This is a genomic window from Corynebacterium sp. 22-2729, assembly GCF_053479475.1.
In genome coordinates this window covers 1-21291 of the sequence record NZ_JBRBCA010000010.1, presented here as the reverse complement: position 1 = coordinate 21291, position 21291 = coordinate 1, and the positions used below count along the sequence as shown (strand labels likewise).

The following is a 21291-nucleotide window of genomic DNA, read 5'->3' as shown; positions in this document are numbered from 1 at the left end:
AGGCCGAGGTTTCAACGATATCCGCCTACCTGTGGCGCTAGCATGAGGGCATGGTTACTAGTCCCGCGATTCCACCATCCGCCGCAGATCTCACATTTTTACCCGATGAACTGGGCGAAGGCTTTGGACAATGCTTCCTTGAACTAGGCGCAGACCCGGATGGCGAATCCCCCATTCGCTGCACCCTGGTGCGTTACTGCCCGGGCGCCGCCGACGATTCCTTTTTCGCTCGCCCCGCCATGCTTTTTGTCCATGGAATGACGGATTATTTCTTCCAAGATCACGTCGCCCGTCATTTCCATGAACGTGGCTTCGCCGTCTACGGTATCGATCTTCGCAAGTGTGGCCGCTCCTGGCGCGAAGGCCAGACATGGCACCATGTCAGCGATCAGTCGCTCTACGACGAGGATCTCTCTACCGCCGCCGCGCTCTTGGCCGCCGCCCACGGCACGGTGGTTCCTGTCGGACACTCGACCGGCGGGTTGGATGTGACGATGTGGGCTCATCGCCTTTATGACGCCAATTCCCCTCTCCACAACTCCATCGCCGCCATCGTCTTGAACTCGCCGTGGTTTGGTCTTCAGTTCAATCCGGTGGTCCGCTTCGCCATTAACCGCGTGCTGCCTGTCATCAACAAGCTAAGGCCCAACCTCCTGCTTCCTGGTGGCATCAACCCGGTCTACGGCAAATCTCTGCACGTCACCGAGGCCGGTGAGTGGAACTACAACCTGCGTCTCAAGCCTCTAGAACCTCGCCCCAAGTACATCCAATGGCTACTCGGCGTCGCCCGAGAAATCCGCCGCCTGCACTCTGGCAAGGGTGACACCGGCGTTCCTACGCTGATCCTCACTAGCCACACTCACCACTTTTCCAAAACGCTCTCCCGGCAGTCCTATAACGCCGATCTCATCCTTATGCCCAGCCAGATGTGGCAGCAGGCTTCCAATGCCGCATCCCTTTCCACCACCATTGTCATCGAGGGTGCCCTGCACGATGTTTTCCTCTCCCGGCCCTCGGTTCGCGCGCGAGCATTCGCCGCCGCCGACGAGTGGCTCACGGATGTCTTCAATGAAAGGAAGATCCATCATGGATAATTTTGACCTCATCATCGTTGGCACGGGCTCTGGTAACTCTTTGCCCAGCCCAGCCAACGAGCACCAAAGAATCGCCATCGTTGAAAAGGGCATTTTCGGCGGCACTTGCATCAACGTCGGTTGCATCCCTACCAAGATGTTCGTCCACACCGCCGACGTCGCCCGCGGTTTCTCCGAGGCATCCCGTCTAAGCCTCACCGGCTCGCTCGAGCACGTCGATTGGAAGGGTATCCAGCAGCGCGTCTTCGGCGACCGCATTGATCCCATTAGTCATGCCGGTGCGGAGTACCGCGCAGGGAACGAAACCCCAAATATCACCCTCTTCGAAGGCACTGCCCGTTTCGTCGGCCCACGCACTCTGCAGATCGACGATGGCCCCACCATCACGGGCACCAATATCGTTCTCGCCACCGGTGGTCGCCCACGCCCCCACCCCGCGCTAGCCAATGTGCGTTACCGCACGAACGAGGACATCATGCGTCTCGCCGAACTGCCTAAGTCCCTCATCATCGTCGGCGGTGGCATCGTCGCCGTCGAGTTCGCAGCGATGTTTTCTGGCCTCGGCACCCAAGTCACGCTTATCAATCGCTCGGACAAGCTGTTGCGGAAGTTGGACGCCGACATCTCCGAGGCATTTACAACTCAGGCAGACTCTCAGTGGACTAACCACCTCGGGCGCACCATTACCGCTGCCGAGGAAACCGCCGACGGGCAGGTCTCTCTCACCCTGGACGATGGAACCATCGTCACTGGCGAGGAGGTTCTTGTAGCGATGGGTCGGGTCAATAATTCGGACACGTTGGATTGTGAAAAGGGTGGCGTCAATACCACCGAGAACGGCCGAATAGAGGTCGACGAGTACGGCCGCACCAGCGCCGAGGGTGTGTGGGCGCTGGGCGATGCCTGCAATGATTTCGAGCTCAAGCATGTGGCCAACGCCGAGGCTCGCGTGGTGGCGCACAATCTCGCACACTCCGACGACCTGCGGAAGTTCAATCACGAGGTGGTTCCGAGCGGTGTGTTCACACATCCGCAGATCGGCGTAGTGGGCATGACCGAGGCCGAAGCCCGCGCGACTGACCGCCCCATCGCCGTAAAGATCCAAAAGTACGGCGACGTGGCCTACGGCTGGGCAATGGAAGACACCACTGGTTTCTGCAAGGTAATTGCCGACCGCACCACCGGCGAGATCCTCGGAGCACACATAATGGGGCCAGAGGCCAGCTCGTTGATCCAAAGCTTTGTCACCGCCATGACCTTCGGCATCACTGCACGCGATTTCGCCGAAAAGCAGTATTGGCCCCACCCTGCTCTGACAGAATTGGTCGAGAACGCCCTGCTGGGGTTAGATCTCGAAAACTAATGAAGGAGCCTTCGCCATGTTCGCAGTCGTCACTGGAGCCGCCTCGGGAATCGGTCGGGAGGTAGCACTGCAACTGGCAGAACGGGGCTATGCAGTCGCCATCAGCGACCGCGACGAGAAAGGACTCGCCTCCACCGCCAGTGACATCTCCACTCGTGGCGGCACCGTCGCCGATCAGCGCACTGTCGACGTCACTGACGTGGATGCTGTAAAGGCCTGGGCGGAGGACATCATTGCCGCCCACGGCATTCCCGACCAGGTGCACCACGTGGCTGGCATTGCCATCTGGGGCGACGTGCGAACGATGCCGCACGAGAAATGGCAGCGCGTGATCGACGTGAACCTGATGGGGTCCGTGCACATGGTGGAGGCCTTCGCACCGGGGCTCATGGAACGCGGCGAGGGGCGCCGGAAGTTCGTGTTCGTCTCCTCCGCCGCCGGCATCATCGGGCTGCCGTGGCACGCGGCGTATTCCGCCTCCAAGGGTGGTGTACTTGGCATGTGCGAGGTGCTGCGCTTCGACCTGGCCCCTTACGGCGTGGACGTGCACGCCGTTGCCCCCGGCGCGGTGGACACTCCCCTGGTACGCACCATTGACATCCACGGCGTGGATCGCTCCAAGAAGCGCATACAGAAAGCAACGGCCCTGTTCCAGGGCCACGCGGTCACTCCCGCCAAGGCGGCTCAAAAAATTTTGAAGGGCGTGGACAAGGGCAAGTACCTCATCAACACCAGCCCCGACATCCCAGTGGCCCGCTGGGCACAAGTTAACGCCCCCTGGGCCTACAAGGGAGCGATGAAGGCGCTTAACGCTGGGTTCCGATGGGCGTCAAAGTAAGAACGGCAACGAGATCGAGGCGAGCAACACGAGCGCAATAAAAGCGAGGAACACCTTGCCCTGCCAGTGGGCGTAGTTGAAGTCCATGCCGACCCCGAAGCGCTTGTCGACCATCACGGCCGGATCCTCCGGGTTGTGGTAAAACATGCCCCACTTGTAGTGCTCGTCGTTGTCCCGCCCCTCGCCGCTCGTGTTCGCTAGCGCGGACTGCTTCCTCGCCAGAGCCACGACCATGGCCAGACAAACCGCAAACACGAGCACGAGCGAACCGATTATGGCCGGAGCCACCCAGTCCGTGTGCAGCACGGTCACAACCTGCAGGCTAGCGAGCAAGATGGCCACCGCAACGTTCATCACCGCCAGCCACATCGCCGTATGACGCCAAACAATCTTCTGCGAAACCTTCCCCCGCAGCGACGTATCCGCTCGGGCCGGCACGCTAACGCGCAACAATGCGACCGTAATCAGCGCAAAAAGCAGCACCATTCCCACACCAAAGAACGTCGGGAAGAACACCGAACCCACAGATTTGCTATCCCAGCTATCCGGTTCGAAGCCACTGCCGAAATGAGTGGCGAAGCGCTCCGGAATATCACCCCACCGCGCGGCCACGTACCCGGCTGCGACAGTGAGCACAGCCAGCGCCGCCCAGGTGAAAACCCATGCACGTTGCGGGAATGTGTCCTCTGCCGGCGTGATCTCCCCGGCCACGACCGTGCGCACGCCGTCGAACCAGCCTTCTCGCTGCTTGGCCTCGCGTATTGGCTGCCCGGCCTGGTTGAGATTCCACATAAAGAAACCCACCGGCACGAGGGTCAGCACTGCGCCAACTACTGGCACCACAGCGGCCGGTATCGCGAGCAGCGCAGAGACCACAGTCGCCGCAACCTGGCGTTTAAGGAACGTACCCTCTTGTCGCCGCACAACATCGTCGCCCCAATGTGTCTCCGGCACGCGCACGCCCAACCGTACGCCCGGCGACGACAGCTTCGGCGTGCACACCAGGATCAGCCCTACAAGCAGTGCTGTCACGCAGAACACTCCTGCAAGGAATGGATCGAATGTAGTCATGATGGTTCTCCTAATCCCACTTCACCGTAAGGTCGTCAACCGTCGCGCAGATGTCATCAGTCTTGAAACCCTGCGCGAGTGCCCGCCACACCGTGGCTCGGAGGTCCTCGCGCAGCTGTTCACGCTGCTGTGCACTAGGCCGCTTAGGCCGCGCAATCACGGTGCCCGATCGCGCGGCCGTGCGTACTAATCCGTCTTCTTGTAGCTGGTCATATGCTTTCTTCACGGTTGCGGGATTGACGCCATATTCCACCGCCAGCCGTCTCACCGAAAGCAAAGGTTGCCCGTCCTGCAGTTCGCCGGAGACGAGCCCCGCCACGATACCGTCGTGGATCTGCTGGGCGATCGGTACAGGCGAGTCAGGATCCACTGTGAGATACACGGTGCGGAAAGCCTCCTTCAGAATCTGTATTACATATACTAACACACACTGTGTTACTACGGGTAATACAAAAAATTTCTAGTTCGCTGTTCGATTAATTACTCCTCTACGCAAAGGGGTTGTCCGGAGCGGTTTATATACTGCCCACACAAGCCAAGAAAAATTTTTTGGCAACACCACCACACCACCTGCGAACAGGCAAAAAGGGGCAATACCGTGTTCGAGCATTCCACCACCACACCCTGCTGGCGCGTCACCGATCCGTGCGATCCATTGAGTGCCGCAACATGCGAAATCAACCGCGGCCACGTCAAACTCGCCGTGGCCTGCACTCCCGAGATAGACGAGTGTGTTATCGACGTTTCCACACGCCTCGCAGTGCGCTTGGGTTTAACGGAATACAGGGCACTCACTCTGGTTGAGATCGGCCACATGTTCCGCCGATTCCCCACTATCCGTGAGGCAGCAAATACGGGCGCTTACTCTCTTGACCTGCTTCGATGCATGGCCGAATGCCTCAGCCCGGTCAGCCAGAACATCCCTGAAATCTTCGAGGAAAAAATTTTTCAAGCGATCTCCCCCACCGTGCCCAACCAGGCAATGCTAGCCAGGGCCACGATCCGCAGCCGGCTAGAAAGAATCATTCGCAAGTACGACCCCCTTGCACTCCCGGAAGACTCGGCCGACACCGAAGACGGCTCCAACAAGCGCCTAGAAATCGACGATCGCCCGGATACCACCACTGTTTTCTTCTTGACGCTACCCAAGCTCGAAGGGCTAGAGCTTCAACGGACACTCAACAACGTGGTGAAGAACAACTCCTGTTCCCGCGCCGAAGCCCTGATGCGCCTGGTGCGCAGGCAGACCACGGCAGACATCACGCTAAACCTGTATCAAAGTACGGATCAGCCGGATGCCCAGATCTGGGCCGCGGGTGGCTGGGTCAGCTCAAAGGCCACGCAGAGATGGAAGGACCGCGTTACGCACGTCCAGTTCCCCGGTACGGCGAGCAACGAGGGCTACTCCCCCACACCTCTGGTGCGGGCCAGCGTGGAGGGCCGCGACGGAACCTGCCGCTTCCCGGGATGTTCGGTGCCCGCACACAAGTGCCAGCTGGACCACGTGCAGCGCTACGACCACGAAAACCCGCAGGCAGGAGGGCCTACGTCCACCTCAAACCTTCATTGCCTGTGCACGAAGCACCACAACGCGAAGACGACAGGATCCTGGGACGTCACCATCCACCCCGACGGCAACGAGACCTGGACAAGCCACGGCGACGGGCACACGGTGATGACGGCACCGAACGGTCCGCTAGGACGAGAAACCTTCGCCCAGCGGGCAGAGAATCGTCGACGGGCGGCCTAGCGTGGCTCGTCGACCGGGACTCCCATGACGTCCAGCGCCGTGGCCAGGCCGTCGTAGTTTGTGACTAGCATGACGAACGCAACCTGCTCCCGCTCGCTCAGCAGATCCCGCACGCGCTGAGCCATATCGGCGGAAAGCCCACGATCGCGGACGAGCTGCTCGGCGGCGTCCAGTAGGGTGCCATGGCGGCCGGTGAAGCCGTGGTCGGGCTGGAACAGGGCGTCAATATCCTTAACCCCAACCCTCGCCGCGAGGGCACGGTGCTGGTCGGCTTCGTAGGCGCTGCCGCGCAGGTAGGCGACGCGGAGGATGATCATTTCGGTTTCGACGCGCGAAAGGTAGCCGAAGGGCATCATCGAGCCGCCGTAGAGCAGCCAAAAGAAGAACAACCGCGGGGCGCGGCCGATGGTGGCGAACACTCCGAGGTTCTTCTTTTTGGTCACGCGCGCACCCACGCGGGTGGCGAAAGCCCCGAAAGGACCTAATCGACGTAGGTGATCACGGCGTGAAACGGGACCTGGACCCAGCGGTATAGTTTTGTCTCCCATACTTCTGGGAGGTTAGTCGGTCGACTTAGGACTCGCTGGGGATCGTGAGAACTTCGTAGCCATCTTCGGTGACCAGCAGGGTGTGCTCGAACTGCGCGGTCCACTGGCGGTCCTTGGTCTGGACGGTCCAGTCGTCGTCCCAGACTTCGTAGTCAAGGCCGCCGAGGTTGATCATCGGCTCGATTGTCAGGGTCATGCCCGGTTCCAGCAGGTCGGTGTACATGGTTGGGCGGTCGTAGTGCAGCACAACAAGGCCGTTGTGGAAGGTCGGACCAACGCCGTGGCCGGTGAAGTCCTCCACGACGTTGTAGCCGAAGCGCTTGGCGTAGCTCTCGATCACGCGGCCGATGATGTTGATCTGGCGGCCCGGCTTGACGGCCTTAATGCCGCGCCACATGGCCTTTTCGGTGCGTTCGACCAGCAGGCGGTGCTCTTCGGAGACGTCACCGGCTAGGAAGGTCGCGTTGGTATCGCCGTGCACGCCGTTCTTGTAGGCGGTGACGTCGATGTTGACGATGTCGCCGTCCTGGATAACGGTGCTGTCGGGGATGCCGTGGCAGATGATCTCGTTGAGGCTCACGCAGCAGGACTTCGGGAAGTGCCGGTAGCCGAGGGTGGAGGGGTACGCGCCGTGGTCGCACATGTATTCGTGCGCCACGCGATCGATCTCGTCGGTGGTCACACCGGGGGCGACGGCAGCCCCGGCGGCGTGCAGTGCGTCGGCGGCGATGCGGCTAGCTTCACGCATCTTTTCGATCGTCTCGGGCGTCTGCACCCACGGCTCACCAATGTTTTCTTGAACGCTGTCCTTCCATGCGTACTCCGGGCGCTCAATATTGGCCGGCACGGTGCGGATGGGGGTGGGCTTTCCAGGGGTCAATGGTGCTCGAGTCATGTCGCACCATTCTACTCCGGGCGCTTGGCTCCTGACCCGTCGAGGTTCTTGAAGAAGTTGGACGTTACCGCCGTGGCATGTTCGGACCCGCCGCCCAGCACAACCAGAGTGGCGAAAGCCAGGTCACCGCGATAACCGGCAAGCCAACTGTGCGAACCCCCATTGATTTCCGCCTCACCGGTCTTGGCGTACACCTCGCCGGCATCGGCTACGCCAGATCCAGAGCCGTTCGTGACCACGGCGCGCATCATCCGCCGCAGCTGTTCAATGACCTTGGGATCCAGCTTCTTTTTAGCATCCGTCTTGGCCTCTTCGTTCTGAGCCTTCGTGTGATGGTTCTCACCGCTGATCAGATAAGGAGTCGGTGCCCGTCCCGCAGCCACGCTGGAGGCCACCATGGCCATACCAAACGGGCTTGCCAGGTCGAGACCCTGGCCATACCCCGCCTCAGTACGGTCGAGCATCTTTTCGCCCTCGGGCACGGAACCGGTGATGGTATCTAGCCCCTCGATGTCGTAATCGGCTCCCAGGCCAAACTGCGAGGCAACGTCCTTCAGTTCGCCAGGCTTCAGCTTGGTAGAGATATCCGCGAAGGTAGTGTTGCACGATTTAGCGAAAGCATTTTCCAGTTGCGTGCTTCCCAGAGAGAAACTGTTGTAATTCGTCACGATACGCCCGCCAATATCCTGAGTGCCGGGGCAGCCGACAATGGAATCCGGAGTCAGGCCCTGCTTCTGCAGACCCGCATAGGCCGTGAGCATCTTGAACGTCGAACCCGGAGGATACTGTCCCATGAGGGCGACGTTTCCATCTTCGTCGGCCTTCTCCGACTGCGCGACGGCCAACACCTCGCCAGTGGAAGGACGCATGACAACCATCATCGTCTTCGAATCGGCGCGAGTATCCACTGCCTTCTGCGCTGCCTCCTGCACCTTGCGCGACAGAGACACGTGCACGCTTGGAGAAGCCTTCGGGTCCTCTCCCCCGACCTTCGCAACTTCATTCCCCTCGCTGGTAGCAGCGACTACCTTCCAGCCATTTTCTCCCTGCAGGTCTTCTTCAACAACGCTGCGCACGCGGGCCATGATGTCCGGCGCAAAGGACGGATCCGGGCGCACCAGGGAAGGCTCTTCGTTCATCCGCACGCCCTCAACGCCACCAAGGGCACCTTCCAAACGCTTACCTTGGGCCTGATTGACCGTCAGTACCGAGTACTCACCATCTACGTCTTTGGCCTCGTCGGCCTTCTTCACCGGGTCGATACTCGGAACCGACTTATCGGCACCACGCAAAGCGTCGAGCTCGCCGGCAATGCGCCGCATAGTTCCGAGAACATCGGCGACCTTGTCCTTGTCGACAAGAATGCGGTACTGCGTACCAGGTTCCAACAGCACCGCACCATCGGACCCTACGACATTTGCCACTTTCGCCGGCACGCTACGCAGCTCCAGGTGTTGGTTCGCACCCAGCTCCGGGTGGAGAACCGCCGGCTGCCAGCGTACGGACCAATCGTTCCCCGTGCGAGTAAGAGTCATGGAGGACTCATAGGCGAACTTACGTCCGCCGGGCAGGTCCCAGCGCAGTTCGTACTGTGCGGTTGCCTGATTGTCCTGGGTATTGACGCCCTTCAGTTCGGTCTGCAGGCCTTCGGCCTGCAGAGACGCCCACGCCTGTGAGATAGCTTGCGTGGCCTTGTCAGGGTTATCGGTTTCCCCTCCCGCGGTGGAAGCCTCGCCGGGATTGGAAAGAGCCGCTAGGAAGGCCTGTGCGGCGTCATCAGCAACATCGGGTTTCGGGGTGCAGGCAGCAACGCCCAGAGCGAGCCCAGCCGTCGTGACGGCGGCGGTGATGGCGCGGCGAGGAGTCCAAGAGGTGGTGCGCATAGCCCCAGAGATTAACAGGGCTAATCGATAATTCCGCGCTCCCTCGCCACAGCAACCGCAGCTGTCCTATTTTTTACGTTGAGTTTGGAGAAGACATGCGCCATGTGGGACTTCACCGTTGCCTCGGTGAGGATCAAGCTCTTCGCAATTGCGCGGTTCGACAGGCCTTGGCTAGCAAGCGTAAGGACCTCCTGCTCGCGGTTCGTCAGGGACTCAAAGGGATTGGCCAGGCGACCCCGAAGCTTGCCGATGATGTTATTGTTCATCACTGTTTGTCCGCCAGCGGCCTGGCGGATTCCCTCGGCCAGTTCTTCTGGGGCACAGTCCTTTAGGAGGTAACCAACTGCGCCAGCGGAAATAGCGCCGAGCACGTCACTGTCCGTGGAGTAGTTGGTCAGAATCAACACCTGCGGGGCAGGTCTATTCTTGCGGATTGCACGGGTTGCCCACACTCCCCCGGACTCGGCGCCCTCACTGCCGGGGCCTTCGCCAAAACGCAGATCCATCAGCACAACATCGGGCTGCTCTGCGGCAGCAATTGCGACGGCTTGCTCGGGTTCACCGACAGAGCCGATGATCTCCACATCGCTCGCTCCCCGCAGCATAGCCTCGATCCCAGCGCGAACAACCGGGTGATCATCGCAGATCAGAACGCGAAGATTTCCTGGCATCCTCTACTCCTAACGGATCGGCATTTGGATAGACACGCCGCAGCCGGCGTCGGGCGCGCTTTCTACATGCATGGTCGCACCGATGAGGTTAGCGCGGCGGCGTACACCAGCTAGACCTACCGGCGAGAGGCTCAGCTTTTCAGCGGCGATCTTGCGAACCTGCTCCTCATCCATGCCACGACCATTGTCGACAACATCCAGGCTCAGCAGATCCTCCTGGTAGGTCAAGGTCACTCGCGCCTGCGTGGCCTCGGAGTGCTTCACCACATTGGAAACCAGCGATTGCGTAATACGCGTCAGCTCCTGTTCAGCCTTTTCATCCAGATCGTAGGGCGCCCCCTCGACCTCAAAGCTTAGGGATTCCCCCATCGGCGTGCCGGAGCACACTCGAGCCAATGCGATAGGCAGGTCACCGCCGACCAGCGGGCCGGGCTGCAGGGCTGCGATAATGCGCCGAGTTTCCGCCAGGTTGTCCTCGGCAGTTGTGCGGGCGAGGCGAAGATCTTCCAGGATCTCCGGATCTTCCACCCGCTTTTCTACGGCCTGCAGAATCATGTGAATGGAGCTTAGGCCTTGTGCGACCGTATCGTGGATCTCCCCTGCCAGGCGCGTGCGCTCACCCATCTCCCCGGCATGTCGGCTCGCAGCCTCCCGGGCACTGGCCTCGTCGCGCAATTCCTTAAAGCCCAGGCCAACGACAGTGGCCACCACTGCGGCAACGATAGGCCCCAGGGCCTCGCCACTCTGGTAGATAGACAGGAACGTCACCACTACATTGCAGACGATTGCTGGCCACATTGGTAGCACACCAACGCATAGGAAGAACAGCGCAAACGCCATAAATGCCGCGCTCGGAGCAACTAGTAGTAGGCACGCCCAGGTGGCGATAACCAAAGTCAGCCACAGCCAAGTGGGGCGCAGCCACAGACCCATCACATAAATAAAACACAGGGCAGCGGCATTCCACGACCAGCCGTCCCTAATGACGGTCACGGCCATCAGCAGCGCCATCAGCAGGTGTATGCCCACCCCAAGGTAGGACCACGCACGATTCAGCGCTACGACCTTGTTCGATTTAGCTTGGTGAATCATAGTCGCTTCTAAGTTTAGCGAGCGCAGGGTGTAGCCCGCCTCCACCTAAAGTATGAGTCGAGGACTACTACTTTGCCCGATGTGCTTTTCTTATTGCCCGCGCAGAATTAGGAGCATGTTAAGCAATAAGTCGTTAACCCCAACCCGGGGATTTATGTTCCAAGGGATACGCGAACTGCGCGCTTCCCGTGGCAAAACGGCGCTCATCATCACCACCGTTTTGCTGATCACCGCTATGGTCACTCTGCTGAGCTCCCTGTCCGCAGGTCTGAGCTTCCAATCCGCCTCTGCACTGGAGTACAAGGTCGGTAGCAACCAACAGCTCGTGCTCAACGATGCTGGCGGCACTGTTTCCCTCAGCACTGGTTCGCTTAGTGACGCCCAAGCCCGCGAGGTTGAAAGCCACGACGGCGAGGTCGTCACTATGGCCCGCTCGAAAGATTCAGATGGTCAGTCATTCATCGCCATGTCCGATAACGGCAACAAGCCCAGCGAAGAGCTTTACCTAGAGCACCAGCCCATCCACTGGATGAGCACCGAAGAGGTAGAAAAACTGCCCGGCAGCTCCACCTTTGGCGTGGTCTCCAGCGACGCGGAGCCAATCGCCGGCACGGTCATGTTGAAGGACAAGGAGGCGCTGAACGCCAGCGCATCCTACAAGGGCGAGCAGTCCTCCCTGAATCTGATGATCGTACTGCTCTACGTCATCTCCGCACTGGTGCTCGGCGCATTCTTCACGGTGTGGACAATGCAGCGCCTACGCGGCGTAGCGATCACCGTCGCCCTGGGTGGTACCCGCTCCAGCATCCTGACCGACGCCGTCGGCCAAGCATTGGTCGTCCTTATCGTCGGCATTTCCGCGGGCACCCTGCTCACCGTCGGTGTCGGTGGGTTCTTGGAGGGAATCCCCATGGATGTCTCCACCCACACCACTCTTATTCCGGCTGCCATCCTGCTGCTTGCGGGTCTGCTCGGCGCCGGCCTATCCATCATCCCCGTTATGAAGGTCGATCCGCGAAAGGCAATGAACTCATGATCTTCCCAGCACTTGAAGTAAAGAACATCTCCCTCGAGATCACCGACGGCACCACAAAGCGCAACCTACTCACGGACGTTTCTTTCAACGTTGACCCCGGTGAGGTCGTAGGCATCACCGGTCCCTCCGGCTCCGGTAAATCTACCCTGCTGTCCATTATCGGCTGCCTGGAAACCGCTACCTCCGGCTCCGCCGTTCTGCATGGTGAAACCACTTTGGAACTTGGCACCGTCGCGGGGCGCCAGGCTGCGGAAATCCGTCGTCGCCACCTCGGCATCGTGTTCCAGCAGCCAAACCTGCTGCCGTCGCTGACGGCTAAGGAACAGCTCATGGTGATGAACCGTCTGGATAAGCCATTCGGTATCAGCGGGAAAAGGTGGCGTCAACAGGAAGAAAAGGCCGAGCGTTTGCTGAAGGAAGTGGGCCTGGAAGGGCGCGAGGATGCGAAAGTCTCCGAACTTTCCGGCGGCCAGCAGGCTCGTGTAAACCTGGCTCGCGCGCTAATGAATGACCCCTCCCTGCTGCTGGTTGATGAGCCGACCGCGGCCCTGGATACCACCAATGCACAGCGAGTCACCGAATTGATCGTGGATCTGGCGCGCGAGCGAAACACGCCTGTGCTCTATGTCTCCCACGATCAGGAGCAGCTGGCCACGCTGGACCGCCGCATCGAACTAGTCGACGGCAAGGTCCGCGAGGTAGAAATGGCGACTAGTTAGTCACCCGTACATCGGCCTTCTGGCCTTCGACAGCCTCAAGGCCCTCCTCATCGGCGATGCGCATAGCTTCCTCGATGAGGGTTTCCACAATCTGATCCTCGGGCACAGTCTTGATGACCTCGCCCTTGACGAAAATCTGTCCCTTGCCGTTGCCGGAGGCCACGCCCAGGTCGGCGTCACGGGCCTCACCCGGGCCGTTCACCACGCAGCCCATAACGGCCACACGCAGCGGGAACTCCATGCCCTCGAGGCCCGCGGTGACCTCGTCGGCCAACTTGTACACATCCACCTGGGCGCGGCCACAGGACGGGCAGGACACGATCTCCAGCTTGCGGGGGCGCAGGTTGAGCGACTGCAGGATCTGGTCGCCCACCTTGATCTCCTCCACAGGGTCGGCGGAGAGAGACACGCGGATCGTATCGCCGATGCCCTCGGCCAGCAGCGCACCGAAAGCCACGGAGGACTTGATAGTTCCTTGGAAAGCCGGGCCTGCTTCCGTGACTCCCAAGTGCAGCGGGTAATCCGACTTAGCGGCAAGCTGGCGGTAGGCCTCCACCATCACGACCGGGTCGTTGTGCTTGACGGAAATCGCGATATCGCCGAAACCGTGCTCCTCAAACAGGCTAGCCTCCCACAGCGCAGACTCCACAAGAGCCTCGGGCGTGGCCTTTCCGTACTTTTCCATGATGCGCTTGTCTAGCGAGCCGGCATTGACGCCAATGCGGATCGGAATGCCGGCGTCCCCAGCGGCCTTGGCAACTTCCTTGACTCGACCGTCAAATTCCTTGATATTGCCCGGGTTCACGCGCACTGCAGCACAACCAGCGTCGATAGCACTGAAGATGTACTTCGGCTGGAAGTGAATATCCGCAATCACCGGGATCGGGGACTTCTTGGCAATGGCGGGCAGAGCCTCGGCGTCGACGGTTTTAGGGCATGCCACGCGAACAATATCGCAACCGGAAGCGGTCAGCTGGGCGATCTGCTGCAGTGTTGCGTTGACGTCGTGCGTCTTCGTCGTGGTCATCGACTGCACCGAGATAGGGTGATCGCTGCCGACCCCTACCCCGCCGACCATCAGTTGGCGCGTCTTGCGGCGCGGCGCCAAAACCGGAGGCGGACCGTCGGGGATACCCAGGGAAATACCAGACATGAACGAAGACAACCTTTCAGTCGTGAATGCCGTTAAACTGCCTTCCGATTCTACCGCGAGAATCTAGAAGATCCGGATTGGGTTCACTACATCGGCGATGATGACGATGATGCCGAATACCAACAAAACCGCTGTGGCCGCATAGGTCAGGGGCATGAGCTTGGTGTAGTCGGCAGGACCACCCGGCTGCTTACCACGCATACGGCGGAAGAAATCCCGAATCTTTTCGTAGATCACTACGGCAATGTGACCGCCGTCCAGCGGGGGCAGCGGCACCAGGTTAAAGGCGGCGAGGAAGAGATTCAGGCTCGCCAAGGTCAAAAGGAAGCTCATCCACTGCTGGTACTGCACCAACTCGCCACCAACGCGAGAAGCACCCACCACACTCATGGGAGAATCATCGGCACGGTGGCCACCGAAGATGGATTCGACCACGCCGGGCACGCGCTGTGGCAGCTCAATGAGTCCGTGGAAAGTGTCATTGACCATTCCCCCGGTAAAAGCCAGGGTTCCGCCGACTGCGCTGGCGGGATTGTAGTGATTCATCACGAGCTGTGGACGCTTCGCCCGAATGCCGACAGCACCTGAGGTCATGGTGTTGCCCGCGGAGTTTACTCGCTCAACAAGTTGAATCTGGAGATCCAAATTCTTGTGCTGACCACCGCGATCGACGACTGCGGGGACGGTAATGCGATCCCCGACCTTCTTGCCGTCGTCGCTTGCGCGCTCGGCCTCGGCAGCAATGGCCTTGGTGAAGGCTTGGAAATCTTCTGTCTCTTCGCCGTTGACGGAAAGGAATGTATCGCCAGTCTTGACGCCCGACTCCGCCGCCGGACCGTCACCCGTACACTTCTGCAATGTTCCGTCCGCATTTTGCTTTGCAGGGGCGCACTGGGTGGATTCGACGGTGGGAGTGAAGACCACACTGCGATCCGGCAGTCCCCAGGCCAGAGCCACTCCATAGAGAATTCCCAGTGCCAGAAGGATGTTCATGATGATGCCGCCGAGCATCACGAAGATGCGACGGTGCGCCGGTTTGTCGTACATGGCGTACGGGCGCTCCTCGTCGGTCATTTCATCCAGCTTCGTCATGCCGGCGATGTCACAAAAGCCGCCGAGGGGAATGGCTTTCAGCCCGTACTCAGTGTGCCCCTTGCGGAAGCTAAAGAGCGTCGGGCCAAAGCCGATGAAGTAGCGCCTCACCCGCATGCCGGACATACGGGCGGCGATAAGGTGCCCAGCCTCGTGCAGGGCGATGGAAAGGGCAATGCCTAGGGCGAAGAGAAATACCCCTAGTCCGAAAGCCACGTGGCCATCCTTTCGTGTGCCTTCGCGCGAGCTTCGCGCTCCGCGGCCAGCACATCCTCCAAGTCATTGGGTTCGGCGGACAGGTGCTGGCAGGCCTCCATGGTTGCTGCGACCGTATCCACGATGCGGGGGAAGCTAAGCCTGCCGTTTAGGAACTCGACAGCAGCTTCCTCGTTCGCTGCATTATAGACCGCAGGCATGGTGCCGCCGGAAGTGACTGCCTGGCGCGCCAACATCACGGCCGGGAAGACATCATCGTCCAAGGGCTCGAAGTGCCAGTCGGTGGCACCGGAAAAGTCCAGCTTGGGTTGGGCGTCGGCAATTCGATCCGGCCAGCCGAGAGCTAGCGAGATCGGCAGCTTCATCGATGGTGGGGAGGCCTGAGCGATGGTCGCACCATCGATGAAAGTAACCATGGAGTGCACGATCGACTGCGGGTGAACGGTCACTTCGATCTTTTCCGCGGGAATACCGAACAGCAGGCTTGCTTCAATGAGCTCCAGGCCCTTGTTCACCATGGTGGCCGAGTTCAGAGTATTCATTTGCCCCATAGACCAGGTGGGATGGTTGGCGGCCTGCAGCGGAGTGACGTCCTCCAACTGCGCACGCGTATAGCCACGGAACGGGCCGCCGGAAGCAGTCAGAACCAGAGAGTCCACTTCGTCTACCCGTCCTGAACGGAGGCACTGAGCCATTGCAGAGTGTTCGGAATCCACGGGAATCAACTGATCCGAGTCCGCGGCCTTCAACACCAGCTGGCCGCCAGCGACGAGCGATTCCTTGTTAGCAAGGGCGAGTTTGGCCTGCGTGCCGAGTGTCGCCAACGTGGCGTCAAGCCCCAAAGAACCGACGAGAGCATTAAGGATGACGTCGCTCTCCCCCAGCGTCGGGCCGATCTCCTCGACCAGCATGCGGGCAGAGTCCTTCCCGCGGATGCAACGGCTGCCGAATTCCCCGTCCAACCAATCCGCCGTGCGCGCCGAGGCCACAGCAACGCATTGCAGATCCAGGCCAAACTCGCGCACCTGCTGCGCCAACACGTCGGGTTTGGAGCCGTGTGCGGAGATGCCTACAAGCTCAAATCGCTCCGGGTTATCCGCTATGACCTCTAGTGCCTGTGTGCCGATAGAACCGGTGCTACCAAGGACTATTACTCGCTTTTTCACGCGGCCTATTCTATTTCTTTTCTTCTGGACGCCCAGCCTCCACACCTAAATTGGGTACTTTCCTGGCCACGCACGCGTGCGGATAGGGAAAAACCGGGCACGATGTGTCAAAATACGAGAGATAGAATTTTTTTGACCTTCAGGAGGAAACGGTGGCGCACCACTCTAAGGAAGCTGAAGTTTACAACGGCGTATCCACCGCGGACGTTCCGTCTGCGGCTTGGGGCTGGAGCGAGCTTCCGCGTCGCGGAATCATCACCGCCGGTGTTATCGGCGGCCTGTTCTTGCTGGGCATGCTGTTCGGCAACCACAAGGGCAATGTGGAAAACATCTGGCTGATTGCCCTGGCAGTTGTGGTCTTTCTCGGTGTGGGTCTGTGGGCTACTCGTCCGTCTTTGGGCAAGCCCCGCAAGACTGTGACCGCTCGCAACAAGCCCGAGGGTCACGTAGAGCCGGTATGGTCCGCTGACCAGCTGAACCTCACGGGCGCATACTCCAACCTGTCCGACGATGAGCTGCGTGCACAGAACATCGATCCGGCATCGGTAACCCGCTAGTTTTAGCTTCCCCCTTACACTGCGCAGGCTTTCAACAGCCTGCGCAGTTTTTTAGCGTTCCTCTGCCGCTAGCTGGCCACAGGCAGCGGCGATTTCCTGCCCCTTAGTGTCACGCACCGTACAGGGCACACCTTGAGCCTCCACACGGCGGACGAACTCATCCTGCCTTTCCTTTGGCGAGGCATCCCACTTCGAGCCTGGAGTTGAGTTCAGTGGAATAACGTTCACATGCACCTTCGTGCCCAGCGCCCCACGCAATTTCTTGCCCAGTAGGTCGGCGCGCCAAGGCTGATCATTCATATCGCGGATCAAGGCGTACTCGATGGAAACGCGGCGCCCGGAGGTGTCGGCGTAATAACGGGCAGCATCCAGTACCTCCTCCACCGACCAACGGTTGTTGACGGGAACGAGTTCATCGCGCAGCTCGTCGTCCGGAGTGTGGAGGGAAACCGCCAGACGAACCTTCATCTGCTCGTCCGCCAATTTGCGAATCGCCGGGGCCAGCCCCACCGTCGAGACAGTGATGTTGCGCTGGGAAATGCCAAAGCCATCCGGAGCTGGAGCGGAGATCTTGTGGATCGTCTCCACCACGCGCTTATAGTTCGCCAGCGGCTCACCCATACCCATAAAAACAATATTGGAGAGGCGCCCGCCCTCGTCCTGCATTACCTCAGCAGCTGCGCGAGCCTGTTCCACCATTTCACCGATGGATAGGTTACGGTCCAGTCCTCCCTGCCCCGTCGCACAGAAGGGACAGGCCATACCGCAGCCGGCCTGAGAGGAAATGCACAACGTCGCCCGATCCGGGTAGCGCATGAGAACGCTTTCCAGCATCGTGCCATCGTGCAAGCGCCACAAGGTCTTCCGCGTCTCCCCGTCGTCGGCCTCCATGTTGCGGATGGGCTGCATAAGCTCTGGGAACAGCGCCTCCTTCACCGCTGCGCGCTTCGCCTCGGGCAGATCCGTCATCTTCATCGGGTCGCCCTGCAGGCGACCGAAGTATTGACGCCGAATCTGATCTGCCCGGAACTTCGGCAAACCGAGCTCCTGGACCTTCTGCTGCAAGGTCTCCGAATCAAAATCCGCCATATGCGCCGGCGGCATTCCCCTTTTGGGTGCTGCAAACTGAAGTTTCACTGGTGTAGCCATTATGCGCCCCATTATTGCACGGGCCGGGGGTAACCCTCACATCGCCGAAATCTGAACCCAGGGTGCTTTTGCCGTTGAATGGTGGGTATGAACGAGAACCTAAATCAGCAGCCCGAGCCGACACCGCAGTCGGCGTCACCAGAAAAGACGCCAGAACCGGTACAACGACCAACGTCGGCACCGACCCCAACACCAACTCCAACACCAACTCCAACACCAACTCCAGCACCGGTACAAAAGCCAGAGCATCGCGAGGTTAAGAAATCCCTGGCGGGCACCACGTGGGTCGGATTGATCGTCGGTGTGCTGCTGCTGATTGTGTTGCTCGTTTTCATCCTCCAGAATCAAGAATCCGCCGAGCTGCAGCTCTTTGCATGGACGATGACCTTCCCAATTGGCGTGGGCATGCTGATCGCAGCGATCATCGGAGCACTGATTATGGCGCTGGTTGGAGGCGTGCGCATCGTACAGCTACGAAAGCAGGTTCGGGAGTAACTACACTTCCGCCTTCTACACACCGCTGAGCATATTCAGCACGACCCAGGTGATCATCGCCGATGGCAGCATGCCATCCAGGCGATCCATGAGGCCACCGTGTCCCGGCAGCATTCCTGACATGTCCTTGATGCCGAGATCGCGCTTGAACTGCGACTCCACGAGGTCACCGAGCGTGGCGCAGCAGGCAAGGCCGGGCCCGAGTAACAAGCCGATCCAGAACGGGCCGGAAAGAAGCAAGGTCACACACGCCACGCCAATGGCGGTGGATAGAATAAGCGAACCGACGAAGCCCTCCCAGGACTTCTTCGGACTGACGGCAGGCGCCATTGGGTGGGATCCGAAGAGCACACCAGCGATATATCCACCCACGTCGGAGCAGACAACGCACAGCATGAATGTGACAATGAAAGCCCAACCGTCAATGTGATCCCGCTGCATTCTCGAGAGCATCGCGGCGAAGCTGCCGAACAGCGGGATCCAGGTCAGAACGAAAATGCCGACCGCGGTATCCCGCAGGTAGTTATGCGGTGGTGAGGAGCGCCCATAGTGGAAAAGACGCGTGACCATTACCATCAGCACACTGATAACAAAGCCCGCCAGGGCTCCCGTTGGTCCGAAAGGCCAGGATAGCCACACGATCACCTGCGCGCCTAGGAAGAGCACAGGAAGGTTCAGTACATACCCGCCCTCGTACAGACGTCGCCATACTTCGTAGACGGCCAGCGACATGGCAAGGGCGACCAGGGGGTACCACGCAAAGGGAGTGAACAACCCCGCGATGGCAATGGCCCCTAGAAAAACTCCAACGGCTATAGCCTGCTTGAGGTCACGGCCGGGACCATTCTTTGGTTTCGGGCGAGCAGAGATGGGTACAGAGCCTTTCTTGCGCGGGCACAAAAGAGTGCAGGAGAGCTAAACCTCCAGCAGTTCCTTTTCCTTAGCCTCAACCAGCTCATCGACACGATCGACGTAGCTGTGAGTGATCTTCTCCAGATCCTTCTCGGCTGCACGAACCTCGTCTTCGCCGGCCTCGCCGTCCTTCTGGATCTTCCCCAGCTGTTCCATGCCCTTGCGGCGGATATTACGGATGGCGATCTTTGCATCCTCGCCCTTGGACTTAGCCATCTTAACCATGTCCTTACGACGCTCCTCGGTAAGCTGCGGAATGGTCACACGCAGCACCTGGCCATCGTTGGTGGGGTTGACGCCCAAGTCGGAGTTGCGGATAGCGTTCTCGATCTCTCCCATGGTGGACTGCTCGTAGGGCTTGATCAGCAGCATGCGCGGCTCCGGCACACTAATGGTAGCCATCTGGGTGATCGGGGTGGGAACCCCGTAGTACTCAGCTACCACGCCGTTGAACATAGACGGGTTCGCGCGACCGGTACGAATGGTCGTCAGGTCTTCGCGGGCGTGCTCCACAGAGCTGGTCATGCGCTCTTCGGACTCAAGCAGAATATCGTCAATCATGTTTAAGAATTTACCAGCCTATGGTGGGGAAAGTGTTGAGGTGTCGGGGTCGTGTTGGCACTAGTTTGCGCTGACATTGCTGTCGACGAGGGTGCCGATGCGCTCGCCGGCGACGGCACGGGCAATATTGCCCTCGGTCAGTAGATTGAACACCAGAATCGGCATCTTGTTGTCCATGCAAAGGGAGAACGCGGTGGCGTCGGCAACCTTTAGGCTCTTTTCGATAACCTCCCACGGAGTGATCTCGTGGAACAACTCCGCATCCGGGTTCGTGCGCGGATCGTCGCTGTATACGCCGTCGACAGCCTTGGCCATAAGCAGCACCTCACAACCGATCTCCAAGGCACGCTGAGCAGCGGTGGTGTCAGTGGAGAAGTACGGCATACCCATACCTGCACCGAAGATAACAACGCGCCCCTTCTCCAGGTGACGAGATGCGCGCAACGGGAGGTACGGCTCCGCCACCTGCGTCATCTGGATAGCGGTCTGTACGCGGCAGTCCACGCCTTCTTGCTCCAGGAAATCCTGCAGAGCCAGGCAGTTCATGACCGTGCCGAGCATGCCCATGTAATCGGAGCGGGAACGATCCAGGCCCCGCTGCTGCAATTCAGCGCCACGGAAGAAGTTGCCACCGCCGATTACCACCGCTACTTCCACGCCGGACTTGGAGACCTCGGCGATCTGACGCGCGACATTCTGCACAACATCGGGATCGATGCCGACCTTGCCACCGCCGAACATCTCACCTCCCAGCTTCAGCATGACGCGCTTGTAGCCTTCACGGTTTTCGGCTGTAGTCACCGTAGTTGCTCCTTAGTTTCGACAGTTTCGATTTTTCGACGTGGTTCAAACTGGTGGCCAGTTTACCCCACCTCTACAACAGAAAAAGTCCCCGGCACCCTATGAACTAGCCCCCGAAAGTTGGACTAGTTTAATTCTAGGCGGTGAGGGGTTCAAGGGTCTGATTCCGATATTGCATCGGGGTCAGGCCCTTTAGTCGTTGTTGGATGCGTTCGGTGTTGTACCACCT

Annotated in this window: 23 protein-coding genes; 8 read left to right on the top strand and 15 right to left on the bottom strand. The window is 59.8% G+C overall.

Annotation, left to right across the window (positions count from 1 at the left end):
* The first annotated feature begins 50 nt into the window (after positions 1-50).
* Genes ACUY2T_RS08210 through ACUY2T_RS08200 form a run of 3 tightly spaced genes read left to right on the top strand, consistent with a single transcriptional unit; the run spans position 51 to position 3295 of the window.
* Complete coding sequence (locus tag ACUY2T_RS08210; protein ID WP_448308228.1) at positions 51-1094, top strand: alpha/beta hydrolase; 1044 nt, start codon at positions 51-53, stop codon at positions 1092-1094.
* On the top strand, positions 1087-2457 hold the full coding sequence (gene mtr / locus ACUY2T_RS08205) for a mycothione reductase (protein ID WP_448308227.1): 1371 nt from the start codon (positions 1087-1089) through the stop codon (positions 2455-2457). The genes ACUY2T_RS08210 and mtr overlap by 8 nt, the downstream gene beginning before the upstream one ends.
* 16 nt (positions 2458-2473) lie before the next feature.
* Positions 2474-3295: an SDR family oxidoreductase gene (locus tag ACUY2T_RS08200; RefSeq protein WP_434814156.1), complete on the top strand. Its 822-nt coding sequence runs from the start codon at positions 2474-2476 to the stop codon at positions 3293-3295.
* Here ACUY2T_RS08200 and ACUY2T_RS08195 read toward each other — a convergent pair.
* Positions 3287-4366, bottom strand: a complete 1080-nt coding sequence (locus ACUY2T_RS08195; protein WP_448308226.1) for a DUF5808 domain-containing protein — start codon at positions 4364-4366, stop codon at positions 3287-3289. The two genes, ACUY2T_RS08200 and ACUY2T_RS08195, sit on opposite strands and share 9 nt — an antisense overlap.
* 10 nt (positions 4367-4376) lie before the next feature.
* Positions 4377-4793: a GntR family transcriptional regulator gene (locus ACUY2T_RS08190; RefSeq protein WP_448308225.1), complete on the bottom strand. Its 417-nt coding sequence runs from the start codon at positions 4791-4793 to the stop codon at positions 4377-4379.
* 171 nt (positions 4794-4964) lie between these two features.
* On the opposite strand from ACUY2T_RS08190, the gene ACUY2T_RS08185 reads away from it, so the two are divergent.
* Entirely contained in the window at positions 4965-6116 is a 1152-nt protein-coding gene (locus tag ACUY2T_RS08185; protein WP_293790092.1) for an HNH endonuclease signature motif containing protein, read from the top strand.
* On the opposite strand, the gene ACUY2T_RS08180 is transcribed toward ACUY2T_RS08185, so the two are convergent.
* From ACUY2T_RS08180 to ACUY2T_RS08160, 5 genes are all read right to left on the bottom strand, one after another.
* Positions 6113-6559 (bottom strand): carboxymuconolactone decarboxylase family protein, encoded by a 447-nt coding sequence (locus ACUY2T_RS08180; RefSeq protein WP_448308224.1) that lies wholly within the window; start codon positions 6557-6559, stop codon positions 6113-6115. The two genes, ACUY2T_RS08185 and ACUY2T_RS08180, sit on opposite strands and share 4 nt — an antisense overlap.
* A 130-nt stretch (positions 6560-6689) precedes the next feature.
* Positions 6690-7559 (bottom strand): type I methionyl aminopeptidase, encoded by an 870-nt coding sequence (gene map / locus ACUY2T_RS08175; RefSeq protein ID WP_448308223.1) that lies wholly within the window; start codon positions 7557-7559, stop codon positions 6690-6692.
* 11 nt (positions 7560-7570) lie between these two features.
* Positions 7571-9442: a penicillin-binding transpeptidase domain-containing protein gene (locus ACUY2T_RS08170; RefSeq protein WP_448308222.1), complete on the bottom strand. Its 1872-nt coding sequence runs from the start codon at positions 9440-9442 to the stop codon at positions 7571-7573.
* A 20-nt stretch (positions 9443-9462) separates the two neighbouring features.
* The gene (locus ACUY2T_RS08165; protein ID WP_448308221.1) at positions 9463-10113 is read right to left on the bottom strand and encodes a response regulator; all 651 of its coding nucleotides are present in this window, start codon (positions 10111-10113) and stop codon (positions 9463-9465) included.
* A gap of 9 nt (positions 10114-10122) precedes the next feature.
* On the bottom strand, positions 10123-11205 hold the full coding sequence (locus tag ACUY2T_RS08160) for a sensor histidine kinase (protein WP_448308220.1): 1083 nt from the start codon (positions 11203-11205) through the stop codon (positions 10123-10125).
* Positions 11206-11320: 115 nt separating this feature from the next.
* Here ACUY2T_RS08160 and ACUY2T_RS08155 point away from each other — a divergent pair, with 115 nt between their 5' ends.
* On the top strand, positions 11321-12241 hold the full coding sequence (locus ACUY2T_RS08155; protein WP_448308219.1) for an FtsX-like permease family protein: 921 nt from the start codon (positions 11321-11323) through the stop codon (positions 12239-12241).
* Positions 12238-12960, top strand: a complete 723-nt coding sequence (locus tag ACUY2T_RS08150; protein WP_448308218.1) for an ABC transporter ATP-binding protein — start codon at positions 12238-12240, stop codon at positions 12958-12960. The genes ACUY2T_RS08155 and ACUY2T_RS08150 overlap by 4 nt, the downstream gene beginning before the upstream one ends.
* Here ACUY2T_RS08150 and ispG read toward each other — a convergent pair.
* The 3 genes from ispG to dxr form a co-directional block, all read right to left on the bottom strand.
* A complete protein-coding gene (gene ispG / locus ACUY2T_RS08145; RefSeq protein WP_293790069.1) occupies positions 12953-14113 on the bottom strand; it encodes a flavodoxin-dependent (E)-4-hydroxy-3-methylbut-2-enyl-diphosphate synthase in 1161 nt (386 codons plus the stop codon). The genes ACUY2T_RS08150 and ispG overlap by 8 nt on opposite strands.
* Before the next feature lie 63 nt (positions 14114-14176).
* Entirely contained in the window at positions 14177-15421 is a 1245-nt protein-coding gene (locus ACUY2T_RS08140) for a M50 family metallopeptidase (RefSeq protein WP_448308217.1), read from the bottom strand.
* Positions 15406-16632 carry a 1-deoxy-D-xylulose-5-phosphate reductoisomerase gene (dxr, locus tag ACUY2T_RS08135; RefSeq protein WP_448308216.1) on the bottom strand — a complete coding sequence of 409 codons (1227 nt, stop codon included), beginning with the start codon at positions 16630-16632 and terminating at the stop codon, positions 15406-15408. Before dxr ends, ACUY2T_RS08140 begins: the two co-directional genes overlap by 16 nt.
* Before the next feature lie 107 nt (positions 16633-16739).
* Here dxr and ACUY2T_RS08130 point away from each other — a divergent pair, with 107 nt between their 5' ends.
* Positions 16740-17144 carry a DUF2631 domain-containing protein gene (locus tag ACUY2T_RS08130; RefSeq protein WP_448308215.1) on the top strand — a complete coding sequence of 135 codons (405 nt, stop codon included), beginning with the start codon at positions 16740-16742 and terminating at the stop codon, positions 17142-17144.
* A gap of 51 nt (positions 17145-17195) precedes the next feature.
* Here the strand turns inward: ACUY2T_RS08130 and rlmN are convergent, their stop codons facing one another.
* On the bottom strand, positions 17196-18293 hold the full coding sequence (rlmN, locus tag ACUY2T_RS08125) for a 23S rRNA (adenine(2503)-C(2))-methyltransferase RlmN (RefSeq protein ID WP_448308214.1): 1098 nt from the start codon (positions 18291-18293) through the stop codon (positions 17196-17198).
* 87 nt (positions 18294-18380) lie between these two features.
* On the opposite strand from rlmN, the gene ACUY2T_RS08120 reads away from it, so the two are divergent.
* Entirely contained in the window at positions 18381-18788 is a 408-nt protein-coding gene (locus ACUY2T_RS08120) for a LapA family protein (protein WP_448308213.1), read from the top strand.
* A gap of 15 nt (positions 18789-18803) precedes the next feature.
* Here ACUY2T_RS08120 and ACUY2T_RS08115 read toward each other — a convergent pair whose 3' ends face one another.
* The 4 genes from ACUY2T_RS08115 to ACUY2T_RS08100 form a co-directional block, all read right to left on the bottom strand.
* Entirely contained in the window at positions 18804-19658 is an 855-nt protein-coding gene (locus tag ACUY2T_RS08115) for a phosphatidate cytidylyltransferase (RefSeq protein WP_448308287.1), read from the bottom strand.
* A gap of 45 nt (positions 19659-19703) precedes the next feature.
* The gene (gene frr / locus ACUY2T_RS08110) at positions 19704-20261 is read right to left on the bottom strand and encodes a ribosome recycling factor (RefSeq protein ID WP_448308212.1); all 558 of its coding nucleotides are present in this window, start codon (positions 20259-20261) and stop codon (positions 19704-19706) included.
* Positions 20262-20321: 60 nt separating this feature from the next.
* Positions 20322-21023, bottom strand: a complete 702-nt coding sequence (gene pyrH, locus ACUY2T_RS08105) for a UMP kinase (RefSeq protein WP_448308286.1) — start codon at positions 21021-21023, stop codon at positions 20322-20324.
* Positions 21024-21198: 175 nt separating this feature from the next.
* On the bottom strand, positions 21199-21291 hold a 93-nt coding region (locus tag ACUY2T_RS08100), incomplete at its 5' end, for an IS3 family transposase (protein ID WP_448307600.1).